10 protein-coding genes and 3 pseudogenes are annotated in these 14521 nt (G+C 70.5%); 8 read left to right on the top strand and 5 right to left on the bottom strand.

Features of this window, described 5'->3' with window-relative positions; translation table 11 throughout:
- Nucleotides 1–62: 62 nt before the first annotated feature.
- Nucleotides 63–1067: a hypothetical protein gene (locus HDA31_RS31070; RefSeq protein WP_178066821.1), complete on the top strand. Its 1005-nt coding sequence runs from the start codon at nucleotides 63–65 to the stop codon at nucleotides 1065–1067.
- 338 nt (nucleotides 1068–1405) lie between these two features.
- Here the strand turns inward: HDA31_RS31070 and HDA31_RS31065 are convergent, their stop codons facing one another.
- Together HDA31_RS31065 and HDA31_RS31060 are read right to left on the bottom strand one after the other, a co-directional pair.
- Nucleotides 1406–2428, bottom strand: coding sequence for a hypothetical protein (locus HDA31_RS31065; RefSeq protein WP_178066822.1), 1023 nt, complete (start codon nucleotides 2426–2428; stop codon nucleotides 1406–1408).
- Between the two features lie 615 nt (nucleotides 2429–3043).
- Nucleotides 3044–3361, bottom strand: coding sequence for a hypothetical protein (locus tag HDA31_RS31060; RefSeq protein WP_178066823.1), 318 nt, complete (start codon nucleotides 3359–3361; stop codon nucleotides 3044–3046).
- On the opposite strand from HDA31_RS31060, the gene HDA31_RS31055 reads away from it, so the two are divergent.
- The 3 genes and pseudogenes from HDA31_RS31055 to HDA31_RS32800 form a co-directional block, all read left to right on the top strand.
- Nucleotides 3344–3667, top strand: coding sequence for a hypothetical protein (locus HDA31_RS31055; protein WP_178062722.1), 324 nt, complete (start codon nucleotides 3344–3346; stop codon nucleotides 3665–3667). The two genes, HDA31_RS31060 and HDA31_RS31055, sit on opposite strands and share 18 nt — an antisense overlap.
- Nucleotides 3668–3710: 43 nt before the next feature.
- Nucleotides 3711–6410: an RICIN domain-containing protein gene (locus HDA31_RS31050; protein WP_178066824.1), complete on the top strand. Its 2700-nt coding sequence runs from the start codon at nucleotides 3711–3713 to the stop codon at nucleotides 6408–6410.
- A 434-nt stretch (nucleotides 6411–6844) separates the two neighbouring features.
- A pseudogene (locus HDA31_RS32800) lies at nucleotides 6845–7343 on the top strand (transposase family protein); the annotation flags it as partial.
- A 288-nt stretch (nucleotides 7344–7631) separates the two neighbouring features.
- Here the strand turns inward: HDA31_RS32800 and HDA31_RS31040 are convergent.
- The gene (locus tag HDA31_RS31040; protein ID WP_178066826.1) at nucleotides 7632–10271 is read right to left on the bottom strand and encodes an IPT/TIG domain-containing protein; all 2640 of its coding nucleotides are present in this window, start codon (nucleotides 10269–10271) and stop codon (nucleotides 7632–7634) included.
- 236 nt (nucleotides 10272–10507) lie between these two features.
- Here HDA31_RS31040 and HDA31_RS32795 point away from each other — a divergent pair.
- Together HDA31_RS32795 and HDA31_RS32790 are read left to right on the top strand one after the other, a co-directional pair.
- Nucleotides 10508–10714 (top strand): annotated as a pseudogene (locus HDA31_RS32795) (aldo/keto reductase); the annotation flags it as partial.
- A gap of 154 nt (nucleotides 10715–10868) precedes the next feature.
- Nucleotides 10869–11285, top strand: coding sequence for an aldo/keto reductase (locus HDA31_RS32790; RefSeq protein WP_246384203.1), 417 nt, complete (start codon nucleotides 10869–10871; stop codon nucleotides 11283–11285).
- An 80-nt stretch (nucleotides 11286–11365) separates the two neighbouring features.
- On the opposite strand, the gene HDA31_RS31030 is transcribed toward HDA31_RS32790, so the two are convergent.
- Together HDA31_RS31030 and HDA31_RS31025 are read right to left on the bottom strand one after the other, a co-directional pair.
- The gene (locus HDA31_RS31030; protein WP_178066827.1) at nucleotides 11366–11731 is read right to left on the bottom strand and encodes a darcynin family protein; all 366 of its coding nucleotides are present in this window, start codon (nucleotides 11729–11731) and stop codon (nucleotides 11366–11368) included.
- The gene (locus HDA31_RS31025; protein WP_178066828.1) at nucleotides 11721–12638 is read right to left on the bottom strand and encodes an NAD(P)H-binding protein; all 918 of its coding nucleotides are present in this window, start codon (nucleotides 12636–12638) and stop codon (nucleotides 11721–11723) included. The genes HDA31_RS31030 and HDA31_RS31025 overlap by 11 nt, the downstream gene beginning before the upstream one ends.
- A 109-nt stretch (nucleotides 12639–12747) precedes the next feature.
- On the opposite strand from HDA31_RS31025, the gene HDA31_RS31020 reads away from it, so the two are divergent.
- Nucleotides 12748–13686 carry a LysR family transcriptional regulator gene (locus HDA31_RS31020; RefSeq protein WP_219824969.1) on the top strand — a complete coding sequence of 313 codons (939 nt, stop codon included), beginning with the start codon at nucleotides 12748–12750 and terminating at the stop codon, nucleotides 13684–13686.
- Nucleotides 13687–13794: 108 nt separating this feature from the next.
- A pseudogene (locus HDA31_RS31015) lies at nucleotides 13795–14487 on the top strand (transposase); the annotation flags it as partial.
- Between the last annotated feature and the right edge of the window lie 34 nt (nucleotides 14488–14521).

Raw genomic sequence — 14521 nt, 5'->3', positions numbered from 1 at the left:
GCCACCGACCCCTGACTTTCCGTAGGACCCCACGGGCTTCGGGTGAACCCGATGATGGAGGGATGCTGGAGCAGATCGCGGTCAGCGGCACCGGCCCGTCGGCGAGGCTCGCCGCCCGAATCCTGTGTAGACGACTGAGGCACCCGTATGTCCGCAACGTCGCTGCGGTGGCCCGGCTGATGGCGGGGGCGCGAGACGAGCGGGTCGCGGCGATGGCCGAGGAGGCCCTGGCCCTGGCCTGGGGCAACGACCAGAAGGTGACCAACCACGTCTGGGACGCCCTGACCGCCACGCCGGGGCCGGCGTTGCGGTTCCTGCTCGCGCCCGCGCCGGACTGCCCGCACGAACCACGGGTACGACTGGTCACCGCACCACCGAACGGCAGACGGGTGCTTGCGGCAGCCCTCAAGTCCGCCGATCCCGAGTTGCGCGGGGCGATGGCCGACCTCCTGCGCGTCACCGACCACCCGGTCCTCCTCGGTGACTTCGAGTACGCGCTGAGAAGCTGGCCGATGCCGCGCAGTCCCGGGGACGTGGAGCTGGAGGCTCGCGCGGTGCTCGATCTCGCGCTGACCAACACCCATCTGTGCCAGCCCGCGCCGGTCGGCAGGAGGCGCACGGGGCTCGCCGTCGTGGCGATCCTGAAGGGGCGGTTCGACCTGTTCGACAGCTACGACCCGGCATCCCTGGTGGCAGAGTTGGTGCGCCTCGACGACAGGGGGTTCCCGGCACCAGCGACCGAGGGGTGGCGCCGGTGGCTACGTGCCCTGGGTCCCGGCCCGGGCCGCGAGCGACTGTGCGAGCTCGTCACCGATGGCTTCTTCGAGGCGCTGGCTGCCGTCGCGGACAGTGGCCAGGAGCCGGACTCGCCGGACCTGTTGCCGGCCTTCCTCTTCTGCACCGAGCAGTGGGAGCGGTACGACGCCCTGGACCCCGACGGCACCCTACTCGAGAACTACATCGTCAAGGAGTGCGACGACGTCGGAATGTACTTGTGGACGGTCGCGGAGCGCAACGGACGCCAGTTGCCAGCCCCGAGGGGCCTCGCCGCCGACCCCGGGTTCTGACGGTGGGCGGGCGTGAGTCCCCCCACGTTGCTGGAGCGGCGGTTACCCGCCGCCGGCTGGTACAGGGGTGGCGATAGGTGGTTCGGCTGGTCCCGACGATCCGGCGGGAGAAGCGTCGCGGACGGCAGCGAGTCAGAACACGCCCTCGCCGCAGGGGATGCGGGTGGCGTCGGCGACCCAGAGCCGGTTCGGTCCGCCGGCGGCGAACTGCCGGTTGACCAGGTCCGGCGCTGGTGTGCCGGGGATCCCGCTTCGTGGAGCCGCCGCGACGCGCGGTCGTCACTCGGCCTGGCGAGCGCGGTCCCGGCCGCGGACGATGTGGCGAGGCGGAGTCCTGCCTACCCGGCCAGCAGTTCCTTGATGCGGTCCAGGGCGGCGATGGCGGACGGCCGGTCGCGGCGCCCGAGCCCGCAGCTGGTGGAGACATCGGCGGGGGCGCCGAGGGCGTCCTCAAGGTAGCCGCGGATGCGCTGCTGGGTGCTCAGGTTCTGCCTCTCGTGCGCGTAGCCCGCGATGAACCGGGCGCCGCCCAGACGCAGGTCGCGCAACGGGCGGTAGAAGGCGGGATCGTCGGCCGGGGGAAGGTCGGCGGCGGCCAGCGGGCCGTGGACGTAGCGCAGCGGGCGGCCGGCGGGCCAGCGGGCGGCCAGCGCGTTGGCCAGGTCGACCACCGGCCGGGCGTCGTTCAGCGCGCCGAGGGCCCGGTGGTTGAGGTCGCCGAGGCACAGATGGACGCCGAACTGGGCGCCGGCCGGGGCGGCGCCGGCGAGGGCGCCGACGCGCTTGGCCAGCAATCGGGCGAGTGGCTTGCGGGAGGGTCCGGGCATGCGAGTGAGCAGAATCAGCTCGACCGGGATCTCGATCTGGAACAGGACGTCGCCGGCCGTCGCGTGGACGTCGTGCATCTCGCGGGTGAGGGCGTCGGCGAACCGGTCCGCGTAGCGCAGCATGCCGGCCGGTCCGAAGGCGAACATGGCCAGGTCGAGGGCCCCGGGGATGCCGATCTGAAGCCCGCCTCCGCCGATCGTCCCGCGCTGGTCGAGATACGCCGGTAGGGAGGCTTTCGCGGCGGCGGCGATGCCGAGGTCGATCGTGTCAGCGTCGAGCCGTTCGCCGCGCCGCACCCGAAACCGTGGCGTCGACTCGTAGCTGGACCAGTCGCCGGGCCGGCTCAGTTCCAGCGCCGGGTGGTGCCGGAACCGGTCGATGGTGGTGGTGATCCAGGAACGTCGCTCGCCGGTCTCGCCGTCGGGCAGGTAGTCCAGACTCGGCCCGAGCCGGGTGGCGACGATCCGCATCGCCTCGGCAGCGTCGTCGGCCGGGAAGCTGCCGACCAGATGCGCGCGGCGGACGGCGGACATGCCTTCGCCGTCCGCGGGACGGTCGGATGACGTGGTCCGTGCAATCACGGACCGCAATCTATCCCCCACTCACAAGTGTTGGTGGACGCCTGGAGCGCTGGTCAACACCAACCAGCACGAACCCCTGCCGAACCAGCACATCGACCACGGAGCACCAGATTCCAATTCATGGGACCATCCGTCCCAACCCGCGAAAGCGATCAAGGCCGCGACCGGCGTTTCCGCTGGTCACGACCTTGATTGTGAAGTGCGCCCGAAGGGACTCGAACCCCCAACCTTCTGATCCGCAGTGAGAAGTGTCAATGCATAAATAGTCCAGCCCAGCCTGGCCGCGTACAGCCCAATCCAGACACGTTATCGCTGGTACAGGATCAGCACGATGGACATCAATCAGAGGACCATTGTGAATAGAGTCGAAAATCCGGCGCAGTCCAGCCTACCCACCCACAGTTCGCCGACGTCCGAGCACCCATGGAGTACCCATGCGTGCGCCCGACCGGGCCGGATCAGGGTCGGGTGCGAGGGCCGCGCTTCGCCGAGCCAGGGAGTCGCTGGTGACGGACCGCAGCGTTCAACCAGTCACTGGCAGCGGGCCGCTTCACATCCTCGCCGTGGTCAGGCTTTGACTGGCGTGTTGTCGCAGGCGGCGCGGGATGCGGCGATCAGTGGCGCGCCGAGGTTCGCCGCTTTCTGAGGGGTGAGCCGGATCGTGGCGCGGTCCCAGAAGCCCGACAGCAGCGATGCGGCCAGGTTCCGGACCGTGTTGTCACTCATCCCGTCGAGCTTGGTCATGTCGGTGGGGCGCTGTTCCGGGTTGTCGATGGCCAGCGTCACCGAGGGCGGCTCGTCGTACCCGTCGGGGGAGTTGAACGCCTGAAGGTCGACCGTCGCGACCTTGATGTCATTGGCACATTCGTGGCGCTGACCGCACACGGCGGCCGCGTCCGGGAGTCGACGGTACGCCGGGCGCAGCGCGCCGAGGTCGCCCTCGGCGCGCTGCTCGGAATCATGCTGATCGGCCTGGCCGCCCTGATCGGCCGCCTCCCTTCGCTGCGGCTTTTGTCAGAATTGATCGCCTTTCAGGCTTCGACGATAGATCGACGATCGCAGATCATTGACTTAGTGCTCGTGTTGCCGGTTAATCACATCTACATGTCGGCCGTGTTCACCCTCCCGGGTGGTCGACGACACCGGCCGGTCGTCGAATCGATTCGATTACAGCCGGCACGTGCACCTTGACTCGGAGTCATAAGGACTGTCGGGTGAGTCACAGGAGGTAACCGTGCATCGTACGAACGTCCGCTGGTGCGGTCGATTGTCGGCGTCGGCCAGAGGGCTGGCCGCGACCGTGGCGCTCAGCCTGCCCCTGACGCTGGGCGGCCTGACCCTGGCAACCCCCGGGCCGGCCCTGGCCGCGCCGGTCGCGACGCAGAGTATCGCGGCCGCCGGACTTGACGGTGTGGCGGCCGGGAACGCCGCGATCACCTCGGTCGATCTGAGCGGGACGTGGAGCTTCACGCCCGCGGGTCGGGCAACGACCTCGATCACGGTACCCGGCGGCGGCTGGTACAAGCAGGGCTTCACCGACGTAAACGAGGCGGTGTACTCGCGCAGCATCACCGTGCCGGACACGGGGCAGCCGCAGTCGACCTGGATCGAGTTCGGCGCCGTCAACCACCAGGCGACACTGTCGGTCGACGGCCGGGTGGTGGCGACCCAGACCACCGCGTTCACCCCATCGAACTTCGACATCAGTAGCTACGCCGCACCGGGCACCACCCACACGATCAGCGTGCAGGTGAAGGGCCGCGGTGCGTTGAGGTCGTCCGACGGCAAGTACCTGGTCCCCATAGCGGCCGACTGGTCCGAGGCGATACCGCAGGGCATCTACCGGTCCGCGTCCCTGCGGGTGTACCCGGCGGTGTACGTCAGCGACGCGTTCGTCCGCACCTCGGTGGCGAACCGCACCATCAGCTACGACGTGTCGGTAACCAACTCCTCGGCCGCGACCAGAACTGTCACCCTGACCGGATCGCTCGCGTCCGACGGGGCAGGCTCCTTCAGCTACCCGCAGCTGCCGCAGCAGACCGTGACGGTGGCGGCCCGGTCGACGGCGAAGGTCACGGTGGGTCCCGTAGCGTGGGACCTCGGCACCACCTCGTACTGGTGGCCCAACGTGCCGTACCGGCCCGGCTACCGGGCCCAACTGCACCGCCTGGCGATCCACGCCACCGTTGACGACGGCCGCACCAGTGATGCCACGTACCGCTTCGGATTCCGCGAGAGCACGCAGAACGGCGAGTACTACTACCTCAACGGCGTGCGGGTGAACTTCCGCGGCGACAGCCTGCAGGGCGCCAACTACGACCGGGTCAACAACGGCGGCAAGGGCGACGCGTACGACACCCTGCCCGGCTTCCTGCCCCCGTCGTCCGGCAACGGCGGCTGGCCGCAGGCGGTGGACAACTACCAGCGCCTCAACTACAACGTGGTGCGCATCCACATGGAACCGGCCAGCCCCTACATGCTCGACGTGGCCGACGAGATGGGCCTCATGATCATCGACGAAACCGCCATCCGCAGTGGTTCCCAGGACTTCGTGTCCGGACGCAACAACATGGTGGCCCACGCGCGTGCGCTGACCCTGCGCGACCGCAACCATCCGGCGATCATCCGCTGGAGCCAGATCAACGAGCCCAGCTCCAACAACAACGACTCCCAGCAGTTCCAACAGGACCTGTACGCGGCGATAAACGGCAACGACGGCACCCGGCCGATCAGCATCGACGCCGGCATTGGCGCGGACTCGCCCAGCCGGTACCCGGCCATGACCTACCCCAACTTCGCCATCTTCGCGCACTACCTGGACGGCGTCGGCCGCTACGGCGAGGCCCTGAATCGCCATACCGGGCGCCCGGACGGCGAAGGTGAGTACATCTGGCCCGCCTGCAGCACCAGGCAGGGCTTCACGTGGTTCGCCACCGCGACTGCCGCCAAGCGCGGCAAGGACGCCAGCGACCTGCGCCCGTACACGCTGCTGTCCGCCTGGGCCAGCGTCGTGCCCGGCGTGCGAACCACCGACTTCACCACGGAGGAGAACTCTCGCCCGGTCTACGGCGTGGACAACCTGCCCGACCCGTGGGGCAACCCGCAGATCCAGCGCGTGCAGGCGGCGTTCAACCCGGTGGCCGCGGTCGACCTCCCCTACTGGTCCGCCTCCGGCAACTCGGACTCGAACGGCACCTTCCCGCTGCCGCAGGCGGTGCCCAGCTACGCCCGCAACGCCACGGTGACCCGCACCATCACCGTGTTCAACGACGACCTCACCGACACCTCGGTGGGCTTCACCTGGACCGCACGGCTCGACAGCCCGACCGGCGCGGTCGTCGCGTCCGGCAACACGACCCTGACCGTCCCGCTCGGCTCCCGGGTCACCCAACCGGTGACCTTCACCACCCCCGCCACCGGCAGCCGCGTGTACCTGCAACTGTCGACCACCAAAGCCGGCAGCACCGTCTTCACCGACGCGGTCGAATACTTCAACCTCAGCGGAGGCAGCGGAACCGGACCCACTCCCGGCACCTACCGCATCGTCAACCGCAACAGCGGAAAGCCCCTCGCCATCGCCGGCAACTCCACCACCGACGGCGCCAAGACGATCCAGCAGAGCGGCACCCCCACCTGGACGATCAGCGCCACACAGGACGCCTACACCCTGCGCTACACCACCTCCGGAAAGGTGCTCGACGTCAACGGCGGCAGCACCACCCAGGGCCTGCAACTACAGCAGTGGTCGGCCAACGGCGGCACCAACCAGATGTGGTACCTGCGGCCCACCGGCGACGGCTACTACACCATCGTCAGCCGCGGCAGCGGACTGGCAGCCGACGTCTACGGCGCGGCGACCAACGACGGAGCGCAGGTCGTACAGTGGACCGCCACCGGCGGCACCAACCAACAGTGGCAGTTCGTACCCGCCTGACCAGCACCAAAGGCGAGTTGGCAAGTCCGACCGCCGGCAACCAGCCGACGATCGTGGTGATGTCTACTCGGGCGTGGGGTTCCCGTGCCCGAGTAGACCACGACCCGATCTCAACAAAGCTGACGTGTATCAGCAAAGTGGTCATTCTTGTCGATTGTCCGCGCGGACAGCCGGCCGCTGGCGCACGGTTTCGGTACTGATCAGAGATAGACGAACGCCAGGTCCGGCGCGGTGGCCGGGCACAGCGCTGTGGATGCCGATAACCCCATCCACCCTGGCCACAGCCACGTGATCACCAAGCATTGGAGCGGCCGGTCCTGGCGCGGAGTAGGCCGGCTGAGTCGCGGCAGCGGTCGACGTCGTGTGCTGCATGACGATAGGGGTGTGCTGTTTCGATAGCTTTGCGCCGACCATTGGAGGCCGAACCTGCCGGGAAAAGGCTCTACCCGCTCGTGAGCGAGCTGGCCGCCGACGGGATCCCCGTCGCGGTGACGTGCCGGGTGTTGAACATCGCTCGTCAGCCCTACTACCGGTGGCGTGCCCAGCCCGTCGGCGACGCCGAACTGGCTGCGGCGTACCGGGCGGACGCGTTGTTCGACGCCATCGCGACGACCCGGAGTTCGGCTACCGGTTCCCGGCCGATGAGGCCCGCGCCGCCGGCCAGCCGATGGTCGAGCGCACCGCCGCATGGGCTGGTAGAGCGCGTTCAGCAAACGCAAGCGTCGGGGCAAGGGCGGCAAGGTCGGTCCGCCCGTGCACGACGACCTCGTGCGCCGCAAGTTCACCACGGACGGCCCGAACCGGTTGTGGCTGGCCGACATCACCGAACACCGCACCGCCGAAGGCAAGCTCTACCTCTGCGCGATCAAGGACGTGTGGTCCCACCGGATCGTCGGCTACTCCATCGACTCACGGATGAAGTCCCGCCTGGCCTGATGGTGCGGGCCCGAAACGTCGGCCGGGCACGGGCCGTCGCCGATGCCGGCTGTCCTGTGCGGACCAGTGCCCGCCGTCATGGCCGGGCCGCGCACGGCTTCGCCAGCTACCTCGACGCCCGCGACGACCGGCCCGGCCCCCCGGCGACGGTGGAGCCGGAGCGGACGCCGTGCGGCGGGTGAGCCGTGACGTGACGACCGGCCCAGCGCCCGGCGGTGCGCGTACCGGATAGGTCGGAGTCGCTCCCGGCCAGGGTCGGGTGGGACCCTGGCCGGGAGCATCCGGTCAGCCGATGCGGCCGGCGCGGTGCCGGCGGCGGGTCAGCACGACGAGGACGGTACCGAGGAGCGCGAGCATCACCCCGACGGTCAGCGGCGCGGTGAGGGCGTCACCGGTCACCGGCAGGATCCCCCCGACGTAGCGGAAGGTGATTCCGTTGGAGGTGCCGCCGCCGGTGCTCACCGTGATCGTGGTGTTCCCGGCCGCGCAGCGCGGTGTGCGGAAGGTCAGCGAGCGGCCGTCCGGCGCCACGGTGACCTGGTCGGCCGGGATGGTCGTGCCGCAGATGGTGACCGTGGTGCCGCCCGGTACGAACCCGGAGCCACCGACCGTCACGGTCGTGCCGCCCCCGGTCGGCCCCTGTCCGGGGTTGACGGTGTCGATGCGCGGCGGGACGGGTTCGTAGGTGAATCCGTCCGGTGCGGTGACGTCGTCACCGGGCAGCAGGACGGTGACGTCCACCGTCCCGGGCGAGCCGGGCGGGGTGACCACGGTCAGCGAGGTGCCGTCCGGGTTCACGACCAGGTTGGTGCCGGGTGTGTTGCCGAAGTTCACGCCGGTGGCGCCGGTGAGACCGGTGCCGGTGATGGTCACCGTGGTGCCACCGGCGGTCGGTCCGGTGTCCGGCACGATGGAGGTGATCGTCGGTGCGACGTACGTGAAGACGGGCGCGGTGGCGGTGCCGGCGGGGAACACCAGTCGGACGTCTGCCGGCCCGGCCGCGTTCGGCGGGGTCACCACGGTGATCGTGGTGCCGGCCGGGTTGACGGTGAACCCGGTGCCGGGCACCCCGTCGAAGTTCACGCCGGTGGCGCCGGTGAACCCGGTCCCGGTGACGGTGACCGTGGTGCCGCCGGAGGTCGGCCCGCTCGTCGGGGTCAGCCCGGTCACGGTCGCGGCGCTGCCGTCGGCGAGGTAGGTGTAGTCCAACGGTGCCGCCGTACCGCCGCCGGTGCTCACCACCACGACGGCTGGTCCGACCGCGCCGGGCGGGGTGACCGCCGTCAGGGAGGTGCCACCCTGGGCGACCGTGACGTTGGTGGCCGGCGCCCCGTCGAAGGTGACGGTCGTGTCACCGGGGACGAAACCGGTACCGGTGATCGTCACGGTCTGTCCGCCCGACTGGGGACCCGCGTTCGGGGTGATCGACGCGACGGTCGGTGGCGCTGCCACGTAGGTGAAACCGTCCGGGGCGGTCGCGTCCGCGCCCGGCAGGAGCACGGTGACGTCCACCGGGCCGACCTGACCGGGCGGAGTGACCACGGTCAGTGAGGTGCCGCCCGGGTTGACCGTGACGTTGGTGCCCGGGGTGTCGCCGAAGGTCACTCCGGTCGCCCCGGTGAAGCCGGTGCCGGTGATGGTCACCGTGGTGCCGCCGGCGGTCGGTCCGGTGTCCGGGACGATCGAGGTGATCGTCGGCCCGAGGTAGGTAAACGTCGGCGCGGTCACCCGACCGGCCGGGAAGACCAGTTCGACCAGGGCCGGGCCCGCCGGGCTCGGCGGTGTCACCACGGTGATCGTGGTGCCGGCCGGGTTGACGGTGAACCCGGTGCCGGGCAGGCCGTCGAAGTCCACGCCGGCCGCTCCGGTGAAGCCGGTGCCGGTGATGGTCACGGTGGTGCCGCCGACGGTCGGCCCGGAGGTCGGTGTGAGGCCGGTGATGGTGGCCGCGCTGCCGTCGGCCAGGTACGTGTAGCCCAGCGGGGCGGCCGTGCCGTTCACCGTGCCGACCACGACCTCGGCGGGTCCGACCGCGCCGGGCGGGGTGACCGCCGTCAAGGAGGTGCCGCCCGGTGCGACCGTGACGTCGGTCGCGGGTACGCCGTCGAAGGTGACCGTGGTGCCGCCCGGGATGAAGCCGGTGCCGGTGATCGTCACGGTCTGGCCGCCCGACTGCGGGCCCTCGTCCGGGGTGATCGTCGCGGTGGTCGGTGCCGCCGGCGGACGCTCGCAGAGTGCCTCGGCGACGATGACGGTTCCGACGGGGATGGTGGTCGGGACACCGAGGATGCTGCCCGACAGGGTCAGCACGGCCCGCACGGTGATTGCGGTGGCACCGGTGGCGGTGGTCGTCTCGACGCGGGTCAACGAGGCGTTCAGGCTCGCGTCCAGCAGCCCCGGCACCACCACCGCCGCGCTACCCACGACGGCGGGGGTGTTCGCCGTCAGCGTCACCGCCGAGCCGAACAGTTCCAGCCCGACGAGCGTGGTGTCCGCGCTGGTCGCGCCGACCTGCGGACAGACCGCGGTGGCGGTGACCTCCGTGGCGTTCAGCACGTCGATGCCGAGCACGGCCAGGTTGAGCCCGTTGACGCTGGAGGACGCCGACGACCCGTCGTCTGCCCGGGTGGCGGTGACCTCCTCGACGGTGCCGCTGGCGGTCACGCCGACCGCCCCCGGTATCGAGATCGCCAGCAGCGTCTCGGTGTTGGTGCCCCCTCCGGCGGGCGCGGCGGCGGTGCCGATGGTCGCGTCGGCGCTGATCACGGCTATCCCGGCCACCTCGGCCGAAAGGTCGACGACGACCCCGCGGGCGCTCGCGTCGCCCGGTGCCGCCAGGGCCGGCGTATCCAGGGTCAGGGTTGCCAGGCTGGTGACCAGCAGCGCCGTGGCGGCGCTCGTGGTTCTTCGCAGGACGGTCCTCACCAATTCCCCCGTCCAGATGAATGACGGGCCTGCGTGATGTGGCGGCAGCCGTCACCGAGTGAACGAAAGCAAATCGGGCAAGTTACGCATTTCGCATCCTTAGGGTTTGGCGACCGTGGGCTGTCGGCGTGGTACCCGACGCCCCGACCGGCCGGACATGGTGGACGCACCCGTGCCCGACGACCCCGGACGGAGGGCTTGATCTGGAGTGCGCTCCAGGTGTCAGGGTCGACGTCATGGCAGGGGACAGGGCAGCGGCCCGGCTGGTGCTGGGGACGATGAACTACGGCACGACGGTGGACCAGGAACGCGCGTTCGCGCTGCTGGACAGGTTCGTGGAGGTGGGCGGGGAGTGGCTCGACACCGCCAACTGTTACGCGTTCTGGTCCGACCCGGCCGGTCTCGGCGGGGCGAGTGAGCGGGTGATCGGGACGTGGCTGCAGGCGCGTCCGGGTGGGCGGGCTTGGGTGCGGATCGCGACGAAGGTCCGGTACGACCCGCTGGTGGCGCACCGCTGGCCCGAGTCGGCCGAGGGGCTGTCGGCCGGGGCGATCGTGGCGGGTCGAGCAGGCCCGCGCCCTGGCCCGGGACCACGGGGTGGCGCAGTGGTCGACGGTGCAACTGCGGCACTCGCTGGCCCGGCCCAGGCCCGGTGCCGTGCTGCCCGACCAGGGCCACAAACTCCTCACCGCCGACGACCTCGACTACGCCCACACCGAGGGCCTGGACGTGTGGGCCTACACTCCGTTGATCAACGGTGGCTACGTGCGTCCCGACAAGCCCCTCCCCGAGGCCTACGCCCACCCGGGGACGAGCCGGGTCCTCGGCGCGCTCGACGAGATCACCGTCGAGACGAGGGCGACGCGTAACCAGGTGGTGCTCGCCTGGCTGCTGCGGCAGGGCATCCGACCGATCGTCGGCGTGAGCAGCCTCGCGCAACTCGACGAGGCCGTCGACGCGGTGGACGTACCGCTGGAGGACGGGCACATGGCCCGACTGGCCGACGCCCGCTGAAACAGGTACCGGCTGGAGTGTCTTGCCCCGAGCGGGTGCCGCCGTCGGGCGACGGCGGCACCGGCCGGCCTGGTGGACCGTCAGGTGGCGAGGGTGGCCAGCGGCTTCAGGCCGTAGGTGCGGGCGTAGCCGTTCTCGATGCCCACGACCAGGTCGACGACCTCGAAGTAGCGGTCCCAGAAGGGGGTCTCGCGCAAAGCGTCGATCAGCAGCCGGTAGGCGTCGTGGTCATCCGCCTCCCAGACCCAGATGTCGGTGACCCGCGCCGAGTAGAACTCCGTGTCGTAGAAGCGGGAGCGGACCCCGTGGGTGCGGGCCTGGATGACGGGCAGAACGTTGGTGGTGAAGGCCTGGATGCGTTCGGCAACAGTCATCGCGAGCCACTCGGGGGTGGTTTTGACCAGCATGAAAGCGGTGACCGGCGGCTCGGTCCGGTCAGCGGGCATCGGCGGCCTCCTGCGCGGTGAGAACGGCGGGTCGGAGCGTTCGGGCGCACCAGTGCGCGAACGTGGTGCCCGGCCCCGCCTGCGGTGAGCGGTCGACGCCCGAGTCCAGGCCTTCGTCCTTGGCGCGTTTCATGTCGACCATGGCCTCGACGAACGCCTCGTTGAGGCCGTAGCCGAGCATGGTGGAGCGCAGTTCGTCGAGCGACTGGCGCTGGTAGCGGACCGGACGGCCCAGCTGCTCGGTCATGATGCGGGCCAGGTCGTCGGGCGAGAGGTCCTGCGGGCCGAGCACCGGGACGTCGCCCACCCCGGTCCAGGAGCGGTCCAGCAGCAGCACGGCCGCGGCTGCGGCGATGTCGGCGACGGCCACCATGGGGGCCGGACGGGCCGCGGCGACGGTGTCGGTGAAGACGCCGTCGTCGCGGATCGCGTCGACCTCCTCCAGCAGGTTCTCGAAGAAGGACGGGCAGATCAGGGCGCGGTAGGCGACGCCGGAGCCGGCGATCAGGTCGTCCATGGCCAGGGAGGCGGTGACCAGCCCGGACCGGGCGGCCTGCGGGGTGCCACGGCCGAGCGCCGAGACGCCGACGACATGGCCGACGCCGTGAGCGGCGAAAGCCCGCGCGGCCGGTCGGGTGAAGCCGCTGTAGGCTTCGTCGGGCGTGGCGGAGGCGTCCGGCGGCACCAGCCAGAACACGGCGTCCGCCCCGGCGAAGGCACGCTCGACGGTCGCGGCGTCGCCGTGCGAGCCGACGACCACCTCGACCCGTCCACGGACGCCTTCGGGTAGCCGGGCCGGATCCCGGACGACGACACGTAACTCCTCACGGCCTGCGGGTGCGGCCTCGATCAGCAGCGACAGCAGTTGCCGCCCGATGTTTCCGGTGGGGCCGGTAATCACGATCATGAAACCTCGATTGTCGGATCGGCAGGACTCACTCATCGTGCGGAGGGGCACTGCATTGCCACAATGGGAACTTCAGCATCCAATCATTGCCTGAAGTGGAATAAATGCGGTGAGCAGCCCAGCCCCGAACCTTGACGCCAACCTCGCCGTCGCTCTCGACGCCCTACTGACCGAGCAGAGCGTCACCCGCGCCGCCGCGCGGCTGCAGACCTCCCCCGCGGCGATGAGCCGAACCCTGGCCCGGTTGCGCCGGGTGCTCCGAGATCCACTACTGGTGCGGGCCGGACAGCGGATGGTGCCCACTCCGCGCGCCGAGGCGCTGCGGGACGAGGCCGGCGCGGTGGTACGCCGGCTAGAGGCGTTGCTCGCCCCGAGCGGCGGAATCGATCCAGCGGCACTGCGGCGCACCTTCACCGTCCAGGCCGCTGACCTGGTCGGTGCCGCAGTCGCGCCCGGTCTGCTCCGGCTCGCCCGACGGCGGGCGCCGGGCGTCTCGCTGCGGGTGCTGGCCGAGGAGTGGGAGGCGGGCCCCGCGCTGCGTGACGGACGGATCGACCTGGAAATCGGGGCCATCGACCACGTCGACCCGGAGACGCGCGTCGAAGAACTCGTCACCCTGCGGATGGCGGCTGGCGTCAGGGCCGGGCACCCCCTCACCGAGGGCACGCTGACCGCCGCCCGGCTCGCTGCGGCCGAGCACGTGGCGGTCAGCCGCCGCGGACGTTTCACCGGGCCGCTGGACACGGCCCTGGCCGCGCAGGGGCTCAGCCGGCGGGTCAGCGCCGTCCTGCCCGGACACCTGGCCGCGATGATGCTGGCCGCAGCCGAGGACGTGGTCTGCCTGGTACCGACCGCGCTGCCGGGTGAGCCGTCGTCACGGCTCAGCGACGCGGCGCACGCGCTGGGACTGCGCCTGCTGGAAATCCCATTGCCGCTGCCACCACTGACGATCGGCATGGCCTGGCACCCACGGCACCGCGTCGACGGCGCCCACCAGTGGCTGCGTGACGCCGTGCGCCACGTGCTCCGCCCCGCCCGAGCGGAATAGGACCCGCGCATCAGGCCGGGTACACGTGCCCGTCGGGGCGAGCGGCACGGCCGTGGAAGACCTGAACGCGGTGGCGGGTCTGCGTGTGCGGACGCGGCGGACCACCGGCGACGGCGTCGCCGGCTGGCCCGGCACCCGGCCCGCCGGCGTCCCGAGCTGGTCGCCGACCGGCCGGGGCAGGTCTACACCTGGGACATCACGAAGCTGGCCGGCCCGGTGAAGGGCGTCTACCACGACGCCTACGTGATGATCGACATCTACTCCCGGTACATCGTCGGGGCACGGGTGCACGCCCGCGAGTGCGGCCCCCTCGCGGAGTCGATGATGCGCGAGGTCTTCGGTGTCCATGGCGTCCCGCACGTCGTGCACGCCGACCGGGGCACGTCGATGACGTCGAAATCGGTGGCTGACCTACTCGAAGACCTCGACGTGACTCGCTCGCACTCCCGGCCGAAGGTGTCCAACGACAACCCGTACAGCGAGGCCTGGTTCAAGATGTTGAAGTACGCGCCAGTCTTCCCGGACCGGTTCGCGTCCCTCGCCCACGCGCGGACGTTCATGAACGACTTCGTGACCTGGTACAACCACGCCCACCGGCACTCCGGGATCGGCCTGCACACCCCCGCCGACATCCACCACGGCCGTCACCACACCGTCCGCGCCAACCGCGAGGACACCCTCGCCGCAGCCCGCACGGCACACCCGCAACGGTTCGGCACCACCCAGCCCGTGCCCAAGATCCTCGACCTGCCCAAACAAGTCTGGATCAACAAACCCGAACCGCACCAACAAGCCGCTTAACTCCCGTTGGCCTCATTCCCTTGACACGTTCCGT

The organism is Micromonospora carbonacea, from assembly GCF_014205165.1.
In the GTDB taxonomy this organism is placed as follows: domain Bacteria; phylum Actinomycetota; class Actinomycetes; order Mycobacteriales; family Micromonosporaceae; genus Micromonospora; species Micromonospora carbonacea.
This window is presented reverse-complemented; position numbering and strand designations above follow the sequence as displayed.